Annotated in this window: 18 protein-coding genes and 1 tRNA gene; 3 read left to right on the top strand and 16 right to left on the bottom strand. The window is 28.5% G+C overall.

Annotated features, from left to right (window positions below; genetic code table 11):
• Positions 1–54: 54 nt before the first annotated feature.
• Positions 55–2775: an SMC family ATPase gene (locus tag KKE07_01355; protein ID MBU4269505.1), complete on the top strand. Its 2721-nt coding sequence runs from the start codon at positions 55–57 to the stop codon at positions 2773–2775.
• Here KKE07_01355 and KKE07_01350 read toward each other — a convergent pair.
• Complete coding sequence (locus tag KKE07_01350) at positions 2760–3617, bottom strand: CPBP family intramembrane metalloprotease (protein ID MBU4269504.1); 858 nt, start codon at positions 3615–3617, stop codon at positions 2760–2762. The genes KKE07_01355 and KKE07_01350 overlap by 16 nt on opposite strands.
• A gap of 11 nt (positions 3618–3628) precedes the next feature.
• Positions 3629–3901: an HU family DNA-binding protein gene (locus KKE07_01345; GenBank protein ID MBU4269503.1), complete on the bottom strand. Its 273-nt coding sequence runs from the start codon at positions 3899–3901 to the stop codon at positions 3629–3631.
• A 284-nt stretch (positions 3902–4185) separates the two neighbouring features.
• Here KKE07_01345 and KKE07_01340 point away from each other — a divergent pair, with 284 nt between their 5' ends.
• A complete protein-coding gene (locus tag KKE07_01340; GenBank protein MBU4269502.1) occupies positions 4186–4989 on the top strand; it encodes a TatD family hydrolase in 804 nt (267 codons plus the stop codon).
• Here KKE07_01340 and KKE07_01335 read toward each other — a convergent pair.
• The 13 genes from KKE07_01335 to KKE07_01275 all read right to left on the bottom strand — a co-directional run bounded on the left by KKE07_01335 (position 4986) and on the right by KKE07_01275 (position 18425).
• Positions 4986–7178, bottom strand: a complete 2193-nt coding sequence (locus tag KKE07_01335) for a hypothetical protein (protein ID MBU4269501.1) — start codon at positions 7176–7178, stop codon at positions 4986–4988. The two genes, KKE07_01340 and KKE07_01335, sit on opposite strands and share 4 nt — an antisense overlap.
• Before the next feature lie 463 nt (positions 7179–7641).
• A complete protein-coding gene (locus tag KKE07_01330) occupies positions 7642–8214 on the bottom strand; it encodes a hypothetical protein (protein ID MBU4269500.1) in 573 nt (190 codons plus the stop codon).
• A gap of 102 nt (positions 8215–8316) precedes the next feature.
• Positions 8317–8778 (bottom strand): metal-dependent hydrolase, encoded by a 462-nt coding sequence (locus KKE07_01325; GenBank protein ID MBU4269499.1) that lies wholly within the window; start codon positions 8776–8778, stop codon positions 8317–8319.
• Positions 8765–9997, bottom strand: coding sequence for a SpoIID/LytB domain-containing protein (locus KKE07_01320; GenBank protein MBU4269498.1), 1233 nt, complete (start codon positions 9995–9997; stop codon positions 8765–8767). The genes KKE07_01325 and KKE07_01320 overlap by 14 nt, the downstream gene beginning before the upstream one ends.
• Before the next feature lie 14 nt (positions 9998–10011).
• Entirely contained in the window at positions 10012–10524 is a 513-nt protein-coding gene (locus KKE07_01315; protein MBU4269497.1) for a ribonuclease HI family protein, read from the bottom strand.
• Positions 10524–11261, bottom strand: coding sequence for a hypothetical protein (locus KKE07_01310; GenBank protein ID MBU4269496.1), 738 nt, complete (start codon positions 11259–11261; stop codon positions 10524–10526). The genes KKE07_01315 and KKE07_01310 overlap by 1 nt, the downstream gene beginning before the upstream one ends.
• Before the next feature lie 62 nt (positions 11262–11323).
• Positions 11324–11400, bottom strand: a tRNA-Ile gene (locus KKE07_01305).
• 114 nt (positions 11401–11514) lie between these two features.
• A complete protein-coding gene (locus KKE07_01300) occupies positions 11515–13317 on the bottom strand; it encodes a hypothetical protein (GenBank protein MBU4269495.1) in 1803 nt (600 codons plus the stop codon).
• Between the two features lie 56 nt (positions 13318–13373).
• Positions 13374–14375: a type I glyceraldehyde-3-phosphate dehydrogenase gene (gene gap, locus KKE07_01295; GenBank protein ID MBU4269494.1), complete on the bottom strand. Its 1002-nt coding sequence runs from the start codon at positions 14373–14375 to the stop codon at positions 13374–13376.
• A gap of 23 nt (positions 14376–14398) precedes the next feature.
• Positions 14399–15508, bottom strand: coding sequence for a GTPase HflX (gene hflX / locus KKE07_01290; protein ID MBU4269493.1), 1110 nt, complete (start codon positions 15506–15508; stop codon positions 14399–14401).
• 15 nt (positions 15509–15523) lie between these two features.
• Complete coding sequence (locus KKE07_01285) at positions 15524–16063, bottom strand: DJ-1/PfpI family protein (protein MBU4269492.1); 540 nt, start codon at positions 16061–16063, stop codon at positions 15524–15526.
• Positions 16064–16087: 24 nt separating this feature from the next.
• Entirely contained in the window at positions 16088–16777 is a 690-nt protein-coding gene (locus tag KKE07_01280; protein MBU4269491.1) for a GNAT family N-acetyltransferase, read from the bottom strand.
• Between the two features lie 115 nt (positions 16778–16892).
• A complete protein-coding gene (locus tag KKE07_01275; GenBank protein MBU4269490.1) occupies positions 16893–18425 on the bottom strand; it encodes an acyl-CoA carboxylase subunit beta in 1533 nt (510 codons plus the stop codon).
• Between the two features lie 190 nt (positions 18426–18615).
• On the opposite strand from KKE07_01275, the gene KKE07_01270 reads away from it, so the two are divergent.
• Positions 18616–19260, top strand: a complete 645-nt coding sequence (locus KKE07_01270) for a hypothetical protein (GenBank protein ID MBU4269489.1) — start codon at positions 18616–18618, stop codon at positions 19258–19260.
• On the opposite strand, the gene dnaE is transcribed toward KKE07_01270, so the two are convergent.
• Positions 19231–21464 (bottom strand): DNA polymerase III subunit alpha (dnaE, locus tag KKE07_01265; protein MBU4269488.1); only part of this gene is annotated, 2234 nt, incomplete at its 5' end. The genes KKE07_01270 and dnaE overlap by 30 nt on opposite strands.

The raw sequence follows: 21464 nt of genomic DNA, 5'->3' as shown, positions 1-21464 counted from the left end.
TTTGTAAACTGACAGATATAATTTAGCAGATATTTTATAAAAGTTTTAATTATTATGATTCCACTAAGTTTAGAATTAAAAAATTTTTTAAGTTATGGCGCAGATATTCAAGAAATTGATTTTAAAGATTATTCTTTAATTTGTTTTTCCGGAAAAAATGGAAACGGTAAATCTGCATTGTTGGATGCAATTACTTGGGCTTTATGGGGGCAAGCAAGAAAAGTGTCTGGCTTGGTAAAACCGGATGAAGGTTTGTTGCGTTTAGGTCAAACCCGGATGATGGTAAGTTTAAAATTCAATTTTGCCGGCCAAATTTATAGAGTAAGAAGAGAATATTCAAAAACCTATGGCAAACCATTGATGAGTTTGGATTTTGATCTTTACGATCAAATTAAAGATAAATTTTTACCATTAACGGATAAATCCATAAAACAGACTCAGGAAAATATTGAAAAACTTTTAGGTCTTGATTATCAAACTTTTATTAATTCAGCTTTTTTTAAACAGGGTGGGGCTGATGAATTTTCAAAAAAAACACCAAAAGATAGAAAACAAATTTTAAGTAATATTTTAGGCTTTTCACGGTATGACGATTTGATGTCATTGGCTTTAAATAATGCAAAAAAATTTGGTGATGATTATAAGATTGGCCAAGTTATACAAGAAAATATTTTAAAAGAGACTTCAACAGAACAGGAATTAAAAATTGTTCAGTTAAATGAAGATGAAAAATTAAAAAAAATAAAAGAAAATATTTTAAAAATCGAAGAAAACATAAAAAATAATGAGATTGAATACTCAAATTTTCTAAAACTAAAAGATAAATATGCTTTTTTTAAAAAAGAACTTGATTCCATTGATCAAAGATATCAACAAAAATCTTTAGAATATTTTGATCTGGTAGAATCATGGAAAAAAACGCATTATCAACTTATTAAGCTTGATAATTTAAGTAATTTGGAGAATCAAAAAAAAATATTAATCGAAAAAGATAAGATTTTTACAAATAATCAAAAAGAATTTTTAATATTGCAAGAAGAGTTGTTGAAACAAAAAGATTTGTTGCAAAAATCAAGGGTTATTATACAAGAAAAAAATAGTATTTATTTAAACGAATTAAAGTTAATTGTGCAAAGAAGCGAAATTGAATTAAATGCCGTTTTAAATTTAAAAAAAGACAAAGAATTAGAGTTAAAAGATTTGTTAAGCAAAAAAAACTTATACACTCAAGAATTGAATCTATTGGTAAAAGAATTGGCTGAGGTTGTAAAACATGAATTTTATTTAACAAATTTTAATAAAATATTTGAAAAACGAAGATCTTTTTATGCTGTTTTGGTTCAAAAGGGTAATTGGCTTAAAAGTTCACTTAATGATATAAAAGAAAAACTTGAGACTATTAAAAAGCAGGAAAGTCCTGTGTGCCCATTGTGTGAACAAGTTTTGACACTAAAACGTAAAGCTTTTTTATCCAATAAATTTTTAAATGAATTTAATATTTTACAATATAGACTTTTGCGGCCATCAAAAATAATAAAAAATTTAAAAGATCTACTCTTAAAACAACATGAAGAATTAAAAAAACTTCAAGAAAAAGATGGTTTTTATAAAAATCAAAATGCTAAATTTATAGAATTACAAAAAACATTAAATGATTTAAATACAAAGATAGATCTAATAAATAAATTGTTGATAGATTTTGAACAAAAGATTGTTATATTAACTGAAAAAATAAGTAACGATAGATCTAATTTTTCAAAAATAGAAGAAGAACAAAAAAAAATCGTGGAGCAGAATCCTGAAATTTTGAATATAAACAATAAAATTAAAGAACTTGAGTTAAGAAAAAATCGAGTTGCTTATGATTCTATTGAACATAATAAAATTCAGATTAGCTTATCTGATTTGGAAAAAAAACTATTTTTGATAAGTAAATTTGATGAAGAAAAACAGTTACAACTTAACAGACGCTCAAAAATAAATTCAATTTATTTACAGTTAAAAGAGCTCAAAATTAATAAATTAAAATTGGAAAAAGATATTTGTGACTTAAAATTTAACCTTGATCCGGAAGCTTTTTTGCATAAAGTTAAAGTTTTACTTAAACAAGATTATGATAAATCGTTAATGGATAGAGATATTGTTTTGCAATCTATGGCAAAGTATGAGCATGAACTTTTGCGTATAAAAGAATTAAAAGACGATTTTGAAAAAAGAAAAATTGAATTGGAAAAAATTAAAGCACAATTTGAAGATTATCAAATATTGGCCAATGCTTTTAGTAAAAATGGAATTCAGGCTTTGTTGATCGAGCAAGTAATACCTCAAATTGAAGAAGAAGCAAATAACATTTTGGCAAGATTGACTGACAATCAAGCCCAGATTTTTATAGAATCTTTAAGAGATTTAAAGGGCGGTGGCGTTAGAGAAACTTTAGATATAAAAATTTCAGATTCGACTGGAGTAAGACCTTATGAAATGTTTTCCGGTGGGGAAGCTTTTCGAATTGATTTTGCGTTAAGAATAGCTATATCAAAACTTTTAGCGAAAAGATCCGGAATTGCACTGCAAACTTTAATTATAGATGAAGGTTTTGGTTCTCAGGATGAAGATGGTTTATCTAGGTTGATGGACGCAATTTATACAATAAAAAGCGATTTTACAAAGATTATCATTGTTTCTCATCTTGATAGTTTAAAAGAAAATTTTCCGGTACATTTTATTGTTTCAAAGAATGCTTCAGGATCGTTTGTAACTGTTTATGAAAGAGGTTGAGTTTCAACTAATTTAGATTTGTTTTTATATATTAAAATTAAAATTATTATAAAAAATAAAATATGTACTAAGCTGGACATTCTTAAATCTTTATTTACCCAATTTGGAATTTGATCGTTAGATAAAAATATAAGTATTGGGGCTCTGCGCAGTATTACTTTTACAAAAACCAATCCGGCGTGCGCACCCATATTGGTATATAGCTTTTTAGTACTTATAAAAATTAAATTTAAAAGCATTCCCAGTAAAAATAGACCCAAACCCAATTGCCAGTTTTTTGTAATTAAATTTAGTGGATTTTTAAGATCATGAACAAACATAAAAATAGTTGATGTTAGTATCAGACTTGAAAATACTGAAAAATACTGGGTAAAGTATGGGAAAAGTGTACCCCTAAAAATTAATTCTTCTGTCCATGCAAGCATAAAGACAACAAAAAAGCCAAATATTGTTTTTAACAATAAATTTATAGAAAAATATCCCCAATTATTATTGTATGTTGCAAATCCGGCCAAATAAAATAAGTACAAAAGTATTGAGTGTAAAATAAAAAATATAAAAAAATATGTGCAAAATTTTTTTATAAAATCTTTTTCTTTTAAAAAATATAAATTTGTTTTCAAAAAATTATTTAGAAAATTAACCGGTAATGTTAATAAGAATAAAATAATTTGAAATATAACTATTGTTATAAATGCAACTTTACCAACGCCACGACTATTTAATAAACTAAAGCTTTGGTCTAATGCTATTGCTAGTTGCTGTAAGATTAAAAATGTGATTAAAACAGAAAGGGCCGATATTAAAATCGGCCCGATCGCTCTGATAATTTTTTTTATCACCGAAAGCCTGATTAACGAAGTTGTTCTTTAAGGTGTTTACCTGGCTTGAATCTTGGAACGTTTACTGAAGGAAGGTTTATTCTTGCTTTTGTTGCAGGATTAATTCCAACTCTTGCTGGACGATGTGATAGCCAATATGTTCCAAATCCTGTGATAGAAACTTTATCACCTTTTTTAAGTGATTTTTCAATTATGCGGGTGAAAGATGCTAAAACTTTAGAAATATCTTTTTTGCTAAAGTTTGTTTCTTCACTCAATGCATTTATCAATTCGCTCTTGTTCATTTACATTCTCCCAAATCGACAGGGTTAAAGAGTTATAATTATACACACACGTACTACTCTCACATTTTTACAAATATATCAAACATATTCAGCAGAAATTTAAATGGTGTTTGTTGCTTTGTCAAGAAAAATAGAAAAAATATTTTATTTTTAACAATATTTTATATTGATATTAATTCTTAAAAAAAATAATTATTAGCTTTTAAAAAGTTTTTTTATTATTATTTTACTGAAAGAAATTATTATTTTGTTGTAAAAAATTAAAACAAAAAAGAGAGATTTTTATGTTTGTTGATACGCATTGTCATTTAAATTTAATGGCTAAAGATAGTTATGAAGAAAAATTTTGTGAAAAAGATTTTAAAAAAATAGAAGAAATTATAATTCGTTCAAAAAAAAACAAAGTAGAAAAATTTTTAACAGTTGGGACAGATTTGGCTGAAAGTAAAAATTCTATTTTAATTTCGAAACATTTTGATTCTGTATATTCAGTTATTGGTCTACACCCATGTGATGCAAATGATTTTTGGCAAAATGATTTGCAAGAAATAAAAAAGTTAATTTTAGATAAAAAAGAAAATAAGATAGTTGCAATAGGTGAGACCGGTTTGGATTATTTTCACAAGCCATTTGATAAAGATTTGCAAATTAAAGTTTTTGAGGCTCATATAGAGCTTGCAATTGAAAATAATTTACCACTGGTTATTCATGTTCGAGATTCTGTTCAAGATTTATATGATATTTTGAAAAATTATAAAAATAAAATTGCAGGAGTTGTTCATTGCTTTTCTCAAGATAAAAATTATGCACAGCAATTTTTGGATTTAGATTTGTATTTGGGTATTGGCGCAATAATAACCTATCCAAAGAATGATTACTTACGTGAAATCGTTAATTTTATTCCATTGGATAGAATTTTACTCGAAACCGATGCTCCGTTTTTGCCGCCACAAGAATTTAGGGGAAAAAGAAATTCGCCTGAATATATTCCAATTATTGCAAATGCAATAGCCAATATTAAAAAAGTTAATCTTGAAGTTGTTGAAAATATTACGACAAATAATGCAAAAAAATTATTTGATATTTAATTTACCCAAGCCTGATTTTTTTTGCTTGCAATTACTTTGGCATCAAAAATAATTTTTTCATCAAGACCTTGCGATTTCATTAAATTTATTGCAACAGTTTGGTTGCTTGCGCCTTCTTCGAGTTTGAACGGATATGTTATTGTATTATTTTTTTCATCGGCGTTGGCACTCACTTTATAATTTTTGAAAATCCCATTGGTTTCATGTTCAAGATTTGTCATTTCATGATAATGGCTTGCAATTAATGCTATAATTTTATTATCTTTTGAGGCCAAGTCTGCAATATATTTTGCAACTGCACAACTTGCAGCTTCACCTTCAACAGGATTTGTTCCACTAAACATTTCATCGCCAATTACAATGCTTTTACCGTTATTTTGAATATGAGAAAGTAGATCTTTTACTCTTAAAACTTCTGATTTAAATAAAGAGTTGCCACCGGTTATATCATCGGTAATATTTAAGTAAGAGTCTATATACGTAAATGGTGTTAATGTTGCAATATTTGCAGGAACTATTGTTATAGTTTGTGCCAAAAGTGAATTTAATATTATAGATTTTAATATTGTAGATTTGCCTCCGGCGTTTGGTCCGGATATTAAGGCACATTTTGCATAATTATATCCGCCAAGAATTATGCTGTTTGTTACAACTTTATTTGGATCTATAAATGGGGTCCAAAAATCCTGGATATTTATATAAGAATTTTCTTGATCCAAATATTGTGCAAAGCAATATTTAGCATTATTTGTTTGTGATTCTTTATATAAATTTGCTATTGAAATATAAGCATCAATTTCACCAATTGCTTTTATAAATTGCACAAGATTTTCTTGTGTTTTTGCTATTAAATAAGCTGTGCTTAATATTTTTCCGCGTAAAAAATAAAGGTGCAAAAAGGCAGCTTGGTCCGGTTTAAAAGTTTCCGATTTAAGACTATCAAGAGCTTGTTTGAATAATTTATTTATACTTTTTTTCTCGTCTAAAAATTTTTCTATCTCATTAAAACATGAAAGATTGTTTTTTAGCATTTCATTTGAATTTATAATATTTTTGATTTCTTGTGAGCTTGTAATAATTTTTGCGATCTTGTGTAATTTTTCATAAGCATTTTTTACAGTTTTATATTTTGTTTTTTCATCTTTCCATTCGTAGTAAAGAATTTTCGCATCCAAAAAAACTCTTGAAAATTGATAGCTTTTTGCAAGAAGCCATGCCGCGGGGGTTAAAATTGTTTTATTTGCTTGTTCTTGTCTTTTTAAGCTATTTGCAATTTTTTGGATGTTATTTATTGATTCTTGGGGTTTATCTTCTTGTTTATTTAAAATATTTATTGAGGCAAATAAAATTTCAGAATTTGCAGTTTGATCGCCGTAAAAAAAACTTTTTAAATCTTTTAATAATCCGTGATTAAAGTGTGTATAAATTCCGGTTCCTTTTGCATATATGATGTAATAGTTTAAAAAATTTAGTAAGTTACTGCTTTTGTTAATATATCCGGCCAATTGGTCTATCTTTAAATGATCTGCAAGTTCTGGAGATAAGTCAAAAATAAAGTTTAAAAACCAGAGCGCATTTGGAAAATAATTTTCAGAACCGAACATTTTATTAAATTCATTTGCATCAAAAAAGTTTAGTAAAGCTGGTTCTTCTTCTTTATATTTTTTTAAAAACTTTACAATTGATTCTGACATATCAGTATTGGTTAATTCTTTTATAACAATTTGCCTACGATTCAATTCGGCAATATCTGCAGTTGGTTCTAAAAGCATTTTTGCCAAAGTTATTCGACCGGCATAACTTTGAGTTCGATCTATTTTATTGAGTAAGTGAGCATTTGATTTATGCTCGCCGCATAAAATTTCAAGATTTGAGAATAATTTTTTGCTTGTTTTTACAGAACTTTTTTTTATATCGTTATCTACAATATTGTTTTGAAATAAATTTAAAATGGTTTCAGTATAATTTCTTGGAATTGTAAATTTATTTTTTATTATTAGATTTAATTTTTCTTTATTTATATTATTTTTTTCAATATCGAATGCATCAATATAGTCTTGCTTTATTAATTCGGGATTAAATGAAGGTAAATAGAGCTTTTCTATTTTTGAATAACTGCTTTTTTCTCCAAATGCAGGTGAAATTAGAAATAAGAATATAAAAATTGTTTTGATAAATAACTTTTTCATGCTTCCCCAACCAAAATTTATACAAATTTAGGGCTTGATTTTAGCATAAATGCAAGCATGTATCAAATTATATGGATAGATTGGATCTTGAAACGCCCAGCGCATAAGCACGGGGCTACAACAATATCGCCTGCTTACGCAGGCTCATAAAATAACTAAACGTAAGTGTTAATTTTATTGTTAATGCAAATTTGATAATTATACTAATTCTATTAATTATCTCAAAAAAATAGGCATATAAGAATTAGACTTAAAATGAAGACTAGATCCCGGCTCGGAGGTCGGGATGACAAGAGCCTGCGGCGAGCTTGATTCTTGGGTTATCTATAATAGATACTTTGGGGCAATAATTTATAGAATTGGTATTAATTGATTTAAAATTTATGTTTATTTTTCGTTATTGAGCCTGCATAAGCAGGCGACTTTACGGTAGCCCTGTGCGTATGCGCTGGGCGATGATTTATTAGATATAAATTTTTTGAATAGTGCTAAGTGCAGTTATTACAGGAATAGTTAAAAGAGAATATTCCGATGGCGATAAATTTAAACTTCTTGTGATAATACTGCCGGCAACCAATGAAATAGCTGTGGTAATAATATATTTGTGAAAAAAATTGAGTTTAAGGTTTAACATCTTGTTTCCGATTAAATCGACCATTTTATCTGAATAATGAGAAAATAATGTTTGAATTCCAAGTGCGGCCCAAAATTTTTTACCAAAATAATTCTGAGCAACTTTATTGGTTGTAAGTATATTTTTTATAGCAATTGGGGTATTTATTGGATGCATTAGCATTAAAAATGCCGCAGGCATAAGAGCTTTTTCTTTAAGACTTTTATTAAAAGCACCATATATTTTTGGTAATTTTTCTTTTATTTTGTTTTTATAATCTTTTATTTTGTCTTTATAAATAGTTAATTTACTTTTACTTGCTTGGTTATTATCTTGGGCATACATTTGATTACCCAAAGATATACTTAAACTAAAGCAAATCAGTATGATAAATTTAAAAAATTTATTTAAATAACCATTCATAGTATAACCTTCCATTTCCCATGTTTGCGGGATAATTTTCAATTAATTATTATATAAATGTTAACTAATAATGATTATTGGGCAAACGCCTAAAAAATTGAATTATTTGCGCTTAAATGTTTTAAAAATGCCAAAATCCAGCAAAATATGCGAAATTGCACCTAAAACAAAGAAAAGATATGAGACAAAAATAGGTAAAATAATAGCTTTATTATAGTGAAAAGTTACAATTGGAATGGCAAAGGGTATTAATATTACAAACCAAATTCTATGTGTAAGCTTTCTATGATTTACGATAAGTGGTATTAATGAGATTAAACTAATAATTACTGCGATCTCCCATTGCTTGGACAGTACTGCAACGATAGTTATTGCAAAAAGTATAAAATATAAAAATTTTTGTATCATACTTTTTGTATCTATATCCGGAAATAGAGAGCCCAATAAACATGAAATCATATATAAAAAACTGTAATGACCGAAAATATTTGTGCTTTGAAAAAGTAAGAATATTAATAAAAATACAAAAAAACCTGCCAGTAAGTGGGTTTTATATTGCGGCATATTGTAATTTTCCCAAATTAGTTCCTGGATAATAAAAACTTATAATTTTTTTATAATCCCAACCTCTATCCACCAAATCTTTTGCTCCGTATTGGCACAGACCCATTTGGTGACCATAACCATTGCCCATAAAAATTATTTTATTATTATTTTTTTTAATATTAAAATTTAAACTGTAAATAATGTTTTTAAAATTATTCCAAAGCTGATTACCTGTGATTATTACATTTTTGTTTGAAAAAATAAATTTTATTTTTTTGACTATACCTGCTTTATCTTTTTTTATAATTTTTATATCCAAAAGTTTTTTTGCACCTACAAATTTTTTAACCAATGAAACATCTTCTTTCAATTTTTTTAACAGATCATCAATATTAAACCGTTTTTCCCATTTATATTGGGGGCATTTGCTGCAAAAATTGCATACAGATTTGCGAGACAGATATGGATTGGTTTTAAAATCATAGCTTGAAATATTTGCTGTCGTAATTCCTCCACAGCAACAATCAAACATGGCCAAAATTGGTTTATTGTTATAAGTAATTATTACGTTACAAGTTTCATCTATAGCTTTTTTTAGATGTTTATTATAATGGTCGCCATCATATTTTTGGTGAAAATTATTGTTTAATATATCATATGGTAATTTTTTATTCATATTTTGATTCATATGATATACAGCGTAGGTCCTTGATATTACGGCCTGTATTTTTTGCATTTCATGTGGCCATGTCGGATATATTTCCGATGCCAAAACAGAATATAAATATTCATCTAAATTTAGCTTACTGATTATATAAAGTTCATGTGATTTTGGATCTATTTTAAATATTATTGAACCTGTGTATTTTTTGCCATTAATTTTTACAGACCTACTGCTTGAAGTGATTTCGATTTCGTTGTATTTAAAGCTTTTAGTAATATCTTTTTGAGCTTTTGTATCTTTTATCAATGTAAAAATTTTATCGTTTTGAATTATTAGATCTAATTTTGTATCTTTAAATAAAGCTGTTTTAGTTGTATCTGTTGTTGAAACCAAAAGTATATTGGATGATTCCAATGTGTATTTGGATTTAGCATGACTATTCTTTTTTTCCAAAAGAACTTTGACTATTGTTTCCGTTTTTGTAGTAGGAAATTGAAAAATATGTGCAAATAAATTATTATTTACTAAAAATAATAATAAAAATATTCTTTTTTTTATATTAAAAATATTCAAAAATTATAGCCTTTTTATTTGATATCAAAATTTTTCATTAAGATTACAAAGTCTGCAGGAATTTCATGTTTTTTATCTATTCCTTCATTTGCAAGTTTGTCTGCTATTTTATTTTGTTCTCTTAATACGTGCTTAAATGTTGTTTTTGTATTTTGTAAAAGATAGTCTATCAGATTTTTTATTTTTATTAATTCCTGATTTTTTATTTGATAAAAACCATTCATTTGTTTTATAAGCAATTCAGAATCTGAAACTATAGATATGTTTGGATTAACGGATTTTTCATTTTTTATGAAAAAGAGTGCTAAAGCCAATGCTAAATATTCCGCTTGATTATTTGTTTTATAGCCAAGAAAAAAACCTTTTTTCAAAAAAATCACGTCATCTTTTTTTATAAAAACACCGGCACCGGCAGGTCCGGGATTATTTCTTGATGCACCGTCAATAAATGCCGCCCACAAATTTATTGGTTGAATTTCTTTTTCATTTTTATTTGTATTAGTGAAAAAATTGAGTTGCTTTTCCATTAAAAACTCTCTTTTTTTAACTCCGATTCTTCAGTTGGATCATAATATAAAAATCTATAACAACTTCTGCATAAAAGAATTCCGGATTGTTTTAATTTTGTCATATCTTGCCTAAGTACAGGGTAGTAACAAACGCTACATGCATTTGAAATTACCGGAACGATTGGATTTGATACTTTTAAAATCATTCTTTCATATTTTAAAATCCATTCAGCCGGAATTTCACTAAGTGCGAGTTTTCTTTTTTCTAACAATTCCGACTCTTTTTGCGATTCTGATTCTAGCTCTTGTTCTTGAGCTGTTAAACCTTCTTTGAGTTGCAATATTTTTTCTTCATTTTGTTTTTTGAGTAAATCAAAATCTTTTTTTGAATTTTCCAGTTCAACCCATTTTGATTCCAAAATGTTCTCTTGTTCCAATATTTGTAATTCTATAGATTTTAACTCTTTTTCAAGCGCTTTATATTCTTTAGAATTCGATAAGTTGTCTAAATTTGAACGCTTTTGATTTTCAGCTTCTTTTAGTGCGCTTGCATTTAACTGTGCCAAATCCAAATATTTTGTTTGATTATGTATTTTTTCTTCAAAATTTTTTATTTCCAATTCAAATTTTGGTATTAAATTTTTGTCTTTCTCTATTAATTCAAGGGTTTTCTTTTTATTAGAAACGATTGCATTTAGAGCTTTGTCTATTTCAACTAGATTTTTTAGATTTTTCCAAATTTCTTGTCCAATCATAAATAACTCCAAAAGCTGCTATGTTAAAAAAATGTACAAAAGAGAAAAATTCGATTACTGGTTGGTGGGCCCACCAGGACTTGAACCTGGGACCTTTCGGTTATGAGCCGACTGCTCTAACCAACTGAGCTATGGGCCCGCCATATCTTTTATGAAATTTCAATATTTTCAATAACTGGCTTTAGTTTAACTTAACTTTTTTTATATGTGAAGTAAAAAATCCTTAAAATCTATGTTTTAGTTGTTTTGCCTTTTAAAATTCAAAATTGTTTATGTCTTGATTCAAAACATTCATAAACTCATCGAAAGATTGTGATTTTTTAGTTCTAGAATAAAGCTTTTGGCACTTCTTAAGCATATATTTTTTTGCAGATTCCAAATTATCTATAGAATTGTTTTTAAATTCTTTTTTATATTCTCTATTTAAATAGAGCAAATTATTAGAATTAAGGCTATTATACCATTCCTTAAATTCATCGCTATTTATTGTATTTTCATAATCATATTTGGGATTACGCTCTCTATGCCATGTATAACCTATTAAAGAATTTCTTATAGCATTTATTATATAGGGATAATTTTGTTCAGTTAAAGAATTTTCCAGATCAATGATTTTTTGTGTACGATTTGCGACGCATAATATATTAATAACGTTAATAATGGCGGCATGGTTATCACTAACAAAATGTATAAGTTTGCAATTTTTTCGCATTAATGCTTTGATGATTTTTTCTTCTTTGCTTTTATAAATGGGATATTTATTTCTCGAAATATTCAAAGAAGTAAGTTGGCAATTTGGATCTATTAATGCATAAGCGATATAGTCAACACCTGTAGAATCAATATTATTATTTGAGATACCCAAAAAAGTAAGTTGGCAATTTGGATTCTGTAATGCCTTTGCAATATATTTTGCTCCTTCATCACCAATATCATTATGTCCGATATTTAAATAAGTAAGTTTACAATATGGATTTTGTAATGCGTCTGCAATATATTTTGCTCCAGCACTTCCTATTTTATTGTTTGATATATCCAAAGACGTAAGGTTACAACCCGGAGTCATTAATGCGTCGGTTATACTAACTACCCCATTTTCTCCAATAGAACTATCTGAAATATTCAAAAAAATAAGTTGGCAATTTGGATCCACTAACGCTTTGGCTATAATGGATGCATCAAATTCAATATCATTTTCTGAAATATTTAAAGATGTAAGTTGACAATTTGGGGTCATTAATGCTTCAGCTATATCATCTATTCCGTCACTAATATTATTGTCTGATATATCCAAAGAAGTAAGTTGGCAATTTGGACTCTGTAATGCTTTTGCAATATATTCTGCTCCAGCATTCCCAATTTTATTGTATGATATATCCAAAGAAGTAAGATTACAACCCGGAGTCATTAATGTGTCGGTTATACTAACTATCCCATTTTCCCCAATAAAATTTTTTGAAATATTTAAAGAAGTAAGTTGGCAATTTGGATTCTGTAATGCATATGCGATATAGTCAATACCTGTAGAATCAATATTATCTCCTGAAATATTCAAAGAAGTAAGTTGGCAATTTGGATTCTGTAATGCATATGCAATATATTCTGCTCCTGCACCACCAATATAATTAAGTCCAATATTCAAATGAGTAAGTTTACAATTTGGATTTTGTAATGCATCTGCAATACATTTTGCTCCTTCAGAGTGAATACCATTCCAGTCAATATTTAAAGAAGTAAGTTTACAGTTTTCATTTATTAATGCGTCTGATATAGCTGCAGCCCCTTTAGCTCCAATATCATTCCGGTAAAGATTCAACTCAGTAAGGTTACAGTTTTTATTTTTTAATGCCTCTGCTATAGCACATGCTCCCGAATAACCAAGATTGCATTCTGCTACACATAATTCATCAAAAGTATTGGTATCTTGAGTTATTTCATAAATAACATTGATTAAAGGTTCATCTCTATACATTACGTACGTGTTTGAAAATAATCCGCTTCTAACTAAAAATATCGTAACAGTTACGATAAAACATATTTTTATAATTTTATTCATAAAAATCTTCCAAAAGTACATATATCCATTTGTTAAAAAAAATAAGTTTTTTTACTTTATTTTGATAATAAAAAATCCTTTAATCTGCAAGAATATCCAAATTCATTATCATACCAACCAAAAACCTTTGATAAATTACCAATAGATTCTGTTAATAAGCTGTCTAAAATACATGAATTTGGGTTTTGTATGAAATCGCACGATACTAGTGGCAACTCGCAATATTCAATTATATTTTTTAATTGATTATTAGCATAATTTTTAAAAGCTTGATTAATTGTATTTGCATCCAAATTTTCTTTTGTCATAAATGTAAAATCAACCAAAGAAACGTTTGGTGTAGGAACTCTTATTGATTTTGCCTTAATTTTACCCAAAAGCTCCGGATAAATTTGTGTTATTACTTTATCGGCACCTGTTGCTGTTGGAATTATGTTTAATGCAGCAGCGCGTGCTCTTCTTGGATCTTTATGTTCAACATCAAGTAAAACTTGATCATTTGTATAGGAATGTATTGTAGTCATTAGACCGTTAATTAAAGTAAAATTTTCTTTTATTACTTTTATTATAGGTGCAAAGCAGTTAGTAGTGCAACTTCCAAGTGAAACTATATTATGTTTTGATTCTTGATATTTGTCACTATTAACGCCGGGTATAATCGTTATATCTATATCTTTTGCAGGAGCTGTAATTAACACTTTTTTTGCCCCTGCAGCAATATGTTTTTGTGCCCCGGCACGATCGCAAAATTTGCCTGTAGCTTCTATAACCCATGATATATCAAGAGTTTTCCAGTTTATTTTTGATGGATCGATTTCATGTAAAATTTTGATCTTGTAGCCATTAATATTCAAGTGTTCTTTGTCGTATTCAACACTACCTTCATATTTTCCAAAAATAGAATCGTATTGAAAAAGTTGCGCTATTAATTCTGGATTACTATTTCCTATATTTATCGCAACTATATTAATATTTTTTTTTGCATTCTCATCTAAGAGTATTGATCTTAAAAAAGCTCTTCCAATACGTCCAAAACCGTTAATTGCAATGTTCTTCATTAAGTCTCCATATTTTATTTTTTTTAAAATTCGTGTTTTTTGATGAAATTTAGCAATTCCGTTAGGCCATCTTTATCTTTAGTATGAATAAAAACTTTCGGTGTAAACTCTTGAGTTTCTAATTTTAATTGGTTTATCTGTTCCTGGTTTAATTTATCAATTTTGTTAAAAACTAAAACCATTTTTTTATTTATTTCTAAATTTTTAAGTGTATCGGTTACTACATCTATTTGATTTTTCCAGGTTGGGTTGCTTGCATCAACTACGTGAAGCAACAAGTCTGAATATTTTAATTCATCCAAAGTTGACTTAAATGCTTCAATCAGATGGTGTGGTAGTTGACTTATAAAACCAACCGTATCGGAAATTAAAGCGACTTTTTTACTATCCAGATATAATTCTCTAGTTGTTGTATCGAGTGTTGCAAAAAGTTTATCTTCAACAAGTACATTACTTTTTGTAAGAGCGTTTAATAAGCTGGATTTTCCGGAATTTGTATATCCAACCAATGATATCAAAGGTATTCCTGATTCCATGCGTTTTTTTCTTTGGGTGTCTCGGGCTCGTTCTAAGCTTTCAAGGCGTTTTCTTGCTTTACTTAGTTGTATTGAAAAATGTTGTTTTAAAACTTCTTTGGATGTTTCTCCGGGACCTTTACTTCCAACATAGCCTTCTTGTTGCGCAAGCTCTACACCTTTTCCGGAAAGTCTGCTTTTTAAGTATTCTATTGCAGCCATTTCTACTTGAATTTTTCCTTCGCCGCTTTGTGCTGAAATTTTAAAAATTTCCAAAATCAATTTTTCTCTGTCCCAAACGGTGCAATCTAGAAAATCTTCAAGATTTCTTTCTTGTAGTGGCGTTAAACTTTCTGAAAAAATAATTTCTTCAATTTGATTTTCGTCACAAAATTTTTGCAATTCTTGCAATTTTCCTAACGATAAAAAATTAGCTTTATCAATTGTTCTTAGTTTTAAAAAATAGGTGAATTGATATTGTTGTCCTAAGGTTTTTACCAAACTTAAGAATTCTTCATAGTACGATTCAATCGGTCTAATTTTATTGTATGGGGCTTGAATTCCTACCAATAAAGTTTTAACTTGAGGCGCATCTGTTGGTGTTGCAATTCTTGTCATAAATTCCTTTAAAAATTATTTTTTCTCTAATAAATTTATTATTTCATGTCCAAAATCATTTGCATACTTTGGGCCTTGGCAAGTAATTATTTTTTCGTTTTTTAATATCACACAACCACTGTCTTCAAATGTTACATTGTGTTTTTGCAATATGTCTTTTGCCTCAAGACTTGGATAAACTGTTGCTTTTTTATTTATTAATATACCGGCTTCCACTATAGCAATTACTCCGTAACAAATAGCAGCTATTATCTTTTTATTTTTATTAAACTCCAATATTATATCCTGAATTGATTTGTTACTCCAGAGGTATGTAACACTTCCGGGCCCGCCGGGAATTACTAATGCATCATAAGTGGTTAATTTTTCTTGAGTTAAATCTTTTAGTGATAAATTTGGCATAAATTCGTAGCCATTTACCCCGATAGCTTTACTTTGACTCATGCCGGCAACATCGATGTTGTAATTTTTTTCTTTTAAAAGATTATATGGTTCGTAAAATTCTTCATCTCTAAAGTCTTTTGGCATCAAAATAAATAAGATATTTTTTTGCATAAAGCTCTCCTAATTTTTAAATATTTAATTTTGTTGCATTTCTATTTTTGGATTGTAGTACTCCAAAAAATATCTTGAAGACATATCTTTAAAATGTAAAGTTTTTATTAGCTTAAAGCCACATTTTTTTAGTGCAAAGTAACCTCTTAGGTTTGACATTTTTACATGAGCGTTAAATTTTTCGGTATTTGGATTAAGTCTAAAATATTCTTGAGATATTAATTTAAATGCCTCATATAATCTGCCGCCACCCCAATATTTTGGATTAATCCAGCAACCGAATTGTCCTGGATCATCCGGATCCGGTTCCCGAATTTCTAAATTGCCTATTAAATTGTCTTCTTTGTTATCAAAGATTACATAGCTAAGAACAAGCCCTTTGGCTTCTTTTTTTAATTCATATTTTAGATGAGCCATAAAAGAATTGTATTGAATTCCTTCGGGCTCAACGGCCTCATAAAGCCGTTGTATTATGCTAGGATCATTATGCATTTTATAAAAGTCGTCAAAATATTCGGGTCTTAATCTTTTTAGTGTTATAATTTCGCCTTTAATTTCATCTTTTCGGCTATCTGGGCGACTAAAATTAAAAGATTTGATTGGTTGTGTTAGTCTTGATTTTTGCTGGTAGCGTATATATGTAAAAGTACTTAGCCCGATAATAAATAAAACGCTAAGTAGTAGTTTTAAAAATTTTTTAGATATTTTTAACATATATACCCCAATATTTTTAAAAAATTTTTTATAAGTTATTTATATAATAAATATTTTGTTATTTTAGCACAAGAATAAGAAAAACAGATAAATATAATCCAACTGATTAGATATTTTATAACGGTATATTACCATGTTTTTTGGCAGGTAATTTTTCAACTTTATTTTCACATATTAAAAGAGCCGAAATTAATTTATTTCTTGTTTCATTTGGATCTATTATTGCATCTATATATCCATATTCTGCTGCAATATATGGGGTTAAAAATTCTGTTGCATAGTTTTCTAGTAAGTTTGAGTGTTTTTGATTGCGTATTTCAATATTGGGCTCAGATTTTAAAGTTTTTTCGTGTAAAATTGAAATTGCTGCATTTGCGCCAAGTACTGCAATTTGAGCATTTGGAAATGCAAAATTAAAATCAGCTCCCAATTGTTTACTTCCCATAACTATATATGCACCGCCAAAAGCTTTTCTTAATATTAATGTAATTTTTGGCACAGTTGCTTCTGCATATGCATATAAAAGTTTAGCTCCACGTCTTATGATTCCATTGTGTTCCTGATCTATACCGGGTAAAAATCCAGGAACATCGACAAGCGTAATTATTGGTATTGAAAAGCTATCACAAAAACGTATAAATTTAGCGGCTTTTTCGGATGCATCAATATCTATTGTACCTGCCATAATCATTGGTTGATTTGCAACTATTCCTATAATTTTACCGGAAAGTGTTGCAAACCCTGTAACTATATTTTGCGCAAAAAATTCTTGAATTTCAAAAAAACTTTCTTTATCAAAAACTGTGTTTATTACTTTTTTAATATCATAAGATTTATTTGGATTATTAGGTATAAGTTGATCTAATATTTGATTGTTTTCTGGCTCAATATAATTATCAAGAGTTTCTTTTTGCTCTAAATAGTTTCTTGGTATGTAATAAAGTAATTTTTTAACTTTTTCAAAACATTCAATTTCGTTTTTACATAAAAAATGCGCAACGCCGGATTTTGTGTTGTGAATTGAGGCCCCGCCAAGCTCATCTTTTGTTACATCTTGATGCAAAGTTTCTTTTATAACGGATGGACCGGTTATAAACATCTGGCTAATATTTTCTACCGTAAAAATAAAATCTGTTAAAGCCGGAGAATAAACGGCGCCACCTGCACACGGGCCTAAAATTATAGAGATTTGTGGAATTATTCCTGAATATCTCGTGTTTCTAAAAAAGATGTCGCCAAAACCGGAGAGTGCGTGTATGCCTTCTTGAATTCTGGCTCCACCGGAATCTATAAGTCCTATTATTGGGCAACCTATTTTTGCAGCCATATCCATTATTTTTATTATTTTTTTTGCATGATTTTTACCAAGAGAACCACCATTTAGTGTGAAATCTTGTGAATATATGGCAACAATTTGATTGTTAATTTTGCCAAAACCGGTAATAACACCATCAGTATAATTTTTTTTATCGGAAAATGCAGCGACTACAAGTTGATCAGTTTCCTGAAAACTATTTTCATCAAGTAAAAGACCAATTCTTTCTCTTGCATTTAATTTTCCCAATTGTTTTTGTTTTTCTATTTTTTCTTGCCCGCCACCCAAAAGCGCTAAATTTTTTTTTTCTAACCAATTTTGATTGTTTATCATTTTTAAATCTTTTATTGCTAAATTAATTTTTTAATTTGAAATTATAGCATAGCTATTTTTGATTTAAAACAGGGTGTGTTTTGATTAATATTTGTTATATTGAGATTAAAAGATGAAAAGTGCTAATTTATTTTTCGTTTGAATAATTTTAAATAAGTTAGTAACAAAGAATAAAAATGGGAGATAGTTGATGAAGGATCAACCTGAAAATGATAATCTTGGTGATTTGAAGAAGTCATGTGTTGGGTGGTTTAGGCTTGCAGAGCTCGTCACGAGACGAGAAAAAGAAAAAGCATTAAGTTTATACAGATTAATATCACATTCGTTTGATGACAAAGCATATGTTTTACAAGTGGAAGGGGATATTCTTTGGGCATTGCAAGATGAAAATGCTTTGGAGAAATATTCTCAAGCTGCTTATTTATATAAAAAAGAGAAAAAATTTTTATCAGCGGCGGCTATTTATGAACATACATATCTTTTAAAACCTGAAAATATTAATAATATTAAGAGTTTAATTTTAATCTATCTTCTTTTGTCGTGGCCGGAAAAATTTGAACAAAGATTTTTAAATTTTATTGAGCTTGAAAAAAAAGAATTAATTTCTCAAGAGACTTTTTTCTCTTTTGTAAAAAATATTTTTGAATTTGCAACAAACTCAAGTAATGTAAATTTAAAATATCTTGAATTGGATAACATTTTTGAGGATCAAACTATTAATGAACACAAATGGGTAATTAAGTCTATTATTAATTTATTGAAAAAACAAAAATCCGATAGCTACGAAAATATTTTAAAATATTGTTTAGATAACAATTTGAACTTTAATGCCTAACTTTTCTATATTGTTTAATAGTTCTATTTCCGGCGTAATTTTTTTGCCATATTCTATTAGCAAATTTTTATTATTTTCTTTAAACGCAATATTTACAGGAACTTTTATATTTGATGGTTGGGATTGTTGTTCAAGTATGTTTTTTAGATTTCCCAAAACATTTTGATCTATTATTTCAGGTAATTTTAAATTTAAAGAAACTATTTTTTTAAAATTTAAAATATGGTCCACAGGAATTAAATCGTTCGCTTTAATTTTGCATTTGTCTTTACTTGTTAAGTCTACAAAGCCTTGTATTACAAAAATATTATGTTCTTGCAAAAGTGTTTCAACTTTTTTATAAACGCTTGGAAATATAATCACTTCTGCATGATTTGTATAATCCTCAAATTGAGCAAATGACATATTGTCGCCTTTTTTTGTTTTTATTACTTTATTGTTTTGCATCAAGCCAAAACATGTTACAAAAGGTTCTTTTTTTGTATTTCCGTTTTTTGTAATATCGGTAATTTCTTGAAATGTTAAAGCTTTTAAATTTTTAAGTATTTTGTGATTATCAAGAGGGTGTGAGCTTAAATAAAAACCGGCAATTTCTTTTTCCTTATCCAATTTTTCTTTATCGCTAAAATCTTTCAGTGGCAAAAATGTATAATAATCTTGGTTGTTATTTGTTTGTGTTTTTTTGCTTATTAGTCCAAACATGTCCATTTGCCCTGTGGCAGCTTGTTTTTTCGCATCAATTGCAATTTTTAATATTTTATCCAGCTCTGAAATTTTTTGAGCTCTATTTCCTGGTAATTCATCAAACGCACCGGAATATATTAAGCTTTCTATAACTCTTTTATTTGCCGTTCGTAAATCCACTCGTTTGCAAAAATCCAACATATCTAAAAATTTTTTTTCATTTCTGATTAAAATTATATTTTCAAGTGCAGCAAGCCCAACATTTTTAATGCCTTTAAGCCCAAATAAAATTTTTTTATCTTGGGCAACAAAATTTATTTCAGATTGATTAATGCTAGGCGTTACCGCTTTAATATTCATATCTTTTATTTCTTGAAGATAAAATGTTAATTTATCTGGATCGTTTGTTTCGTATGAAATTAATGCCGCCATAAATTCTTGAGGATAATTTGCTTTTAAATATGCCGTTTGATATGCAATTAAAGCATATGCCGTTGAGTGAGATTTGTTAAAACCGTAGCCGGCAAAATATGCCATAAGATCAAAAAGCTCACCTGCTTTACGTTCGTCAAAACCTTGTTTTTTAGCACCAGCCATAAATATATTTTTTTGTTCTGCCATTACCTCAGCTTTTTTCTTACCCATGGCTCGACGTAAAATATCTGCACCGCCAAGAGTGTATCCTCCAATTGCAGATGCAATTTTCATAACTTGTTCTTGATAAACAATAACGCCGTAAGTTTCGCTTAAAATTGGTTCAAGTGCGTCAAACATGTAAGTTGTTTTTTTTCTACCGTGTCTTCGTTCTATAAAGTCGTCAACCATTCCGGATCCCAATGGTCCCGGTCGATATAGCGCATTTACTGCTATTAAATCCTCAACGCTTTGTGGGCTCAATCTTCTCATTACGTCTTTAATGCCATCAGATTCAAATTGAAAAACACCATTTGTGTTGCCGGCTCTTAGTAGCTCAAAAGTTTTTGGGTCATCAAGATTTATTTTGTCTAAATTTATTTTTATACCGTGCCTTTTTTCTATCGCATCAAGAGCCATTTGAATTACGGTTAAGTTTTTAAGGCCCAAAAAATCCATTTTTAAAAAACCAACTTCTTCAAGTTCTGTCATTGCATATTGAACGACAAGTTCATTTGTTGCTTTTGAAGGAACATATAAAGGTAAAGCTTCTTTTAGCGGCATAGGCGAAATAACTACGCCTGCGGCATGTTTTGATGCGTGCCTTGTGAGCCCCTCAAGTTTAAAACAAATATCCATTAGTTCTTTAACTTTTGGATTATTATCAATCATTTCTTTTAATTTTGGTTCTTGTTCAATGGCTTCGTGTAGCGTAATTTTTAGTTGATCGGGGATTAAATTTGTCAAAGTGTTTGCATCTTCAAATGGAAATCCTAGAGCTCTGGCAACGTCTTTTATTACGCCTTTGGCCATCATTGTTCCAAATGTTATGATTTGGCAAACGCAGTCATGACCATATTTATCTTTTACGTAATTTATAACTTCTT

It is taken from the genome of Candidatus Dependentiae bacterium, assembly GCA_018897535.1.
Taxonomy (GTDB): Bacteria; Babelota; Babeliae; order Babelales; family UASB340; genus UASB340.
The sequence above is the reverse complement of the archived record's forward strand: the minus strand, read 5'-3'. Positions and strand labels throughout refer to the sequence as shown.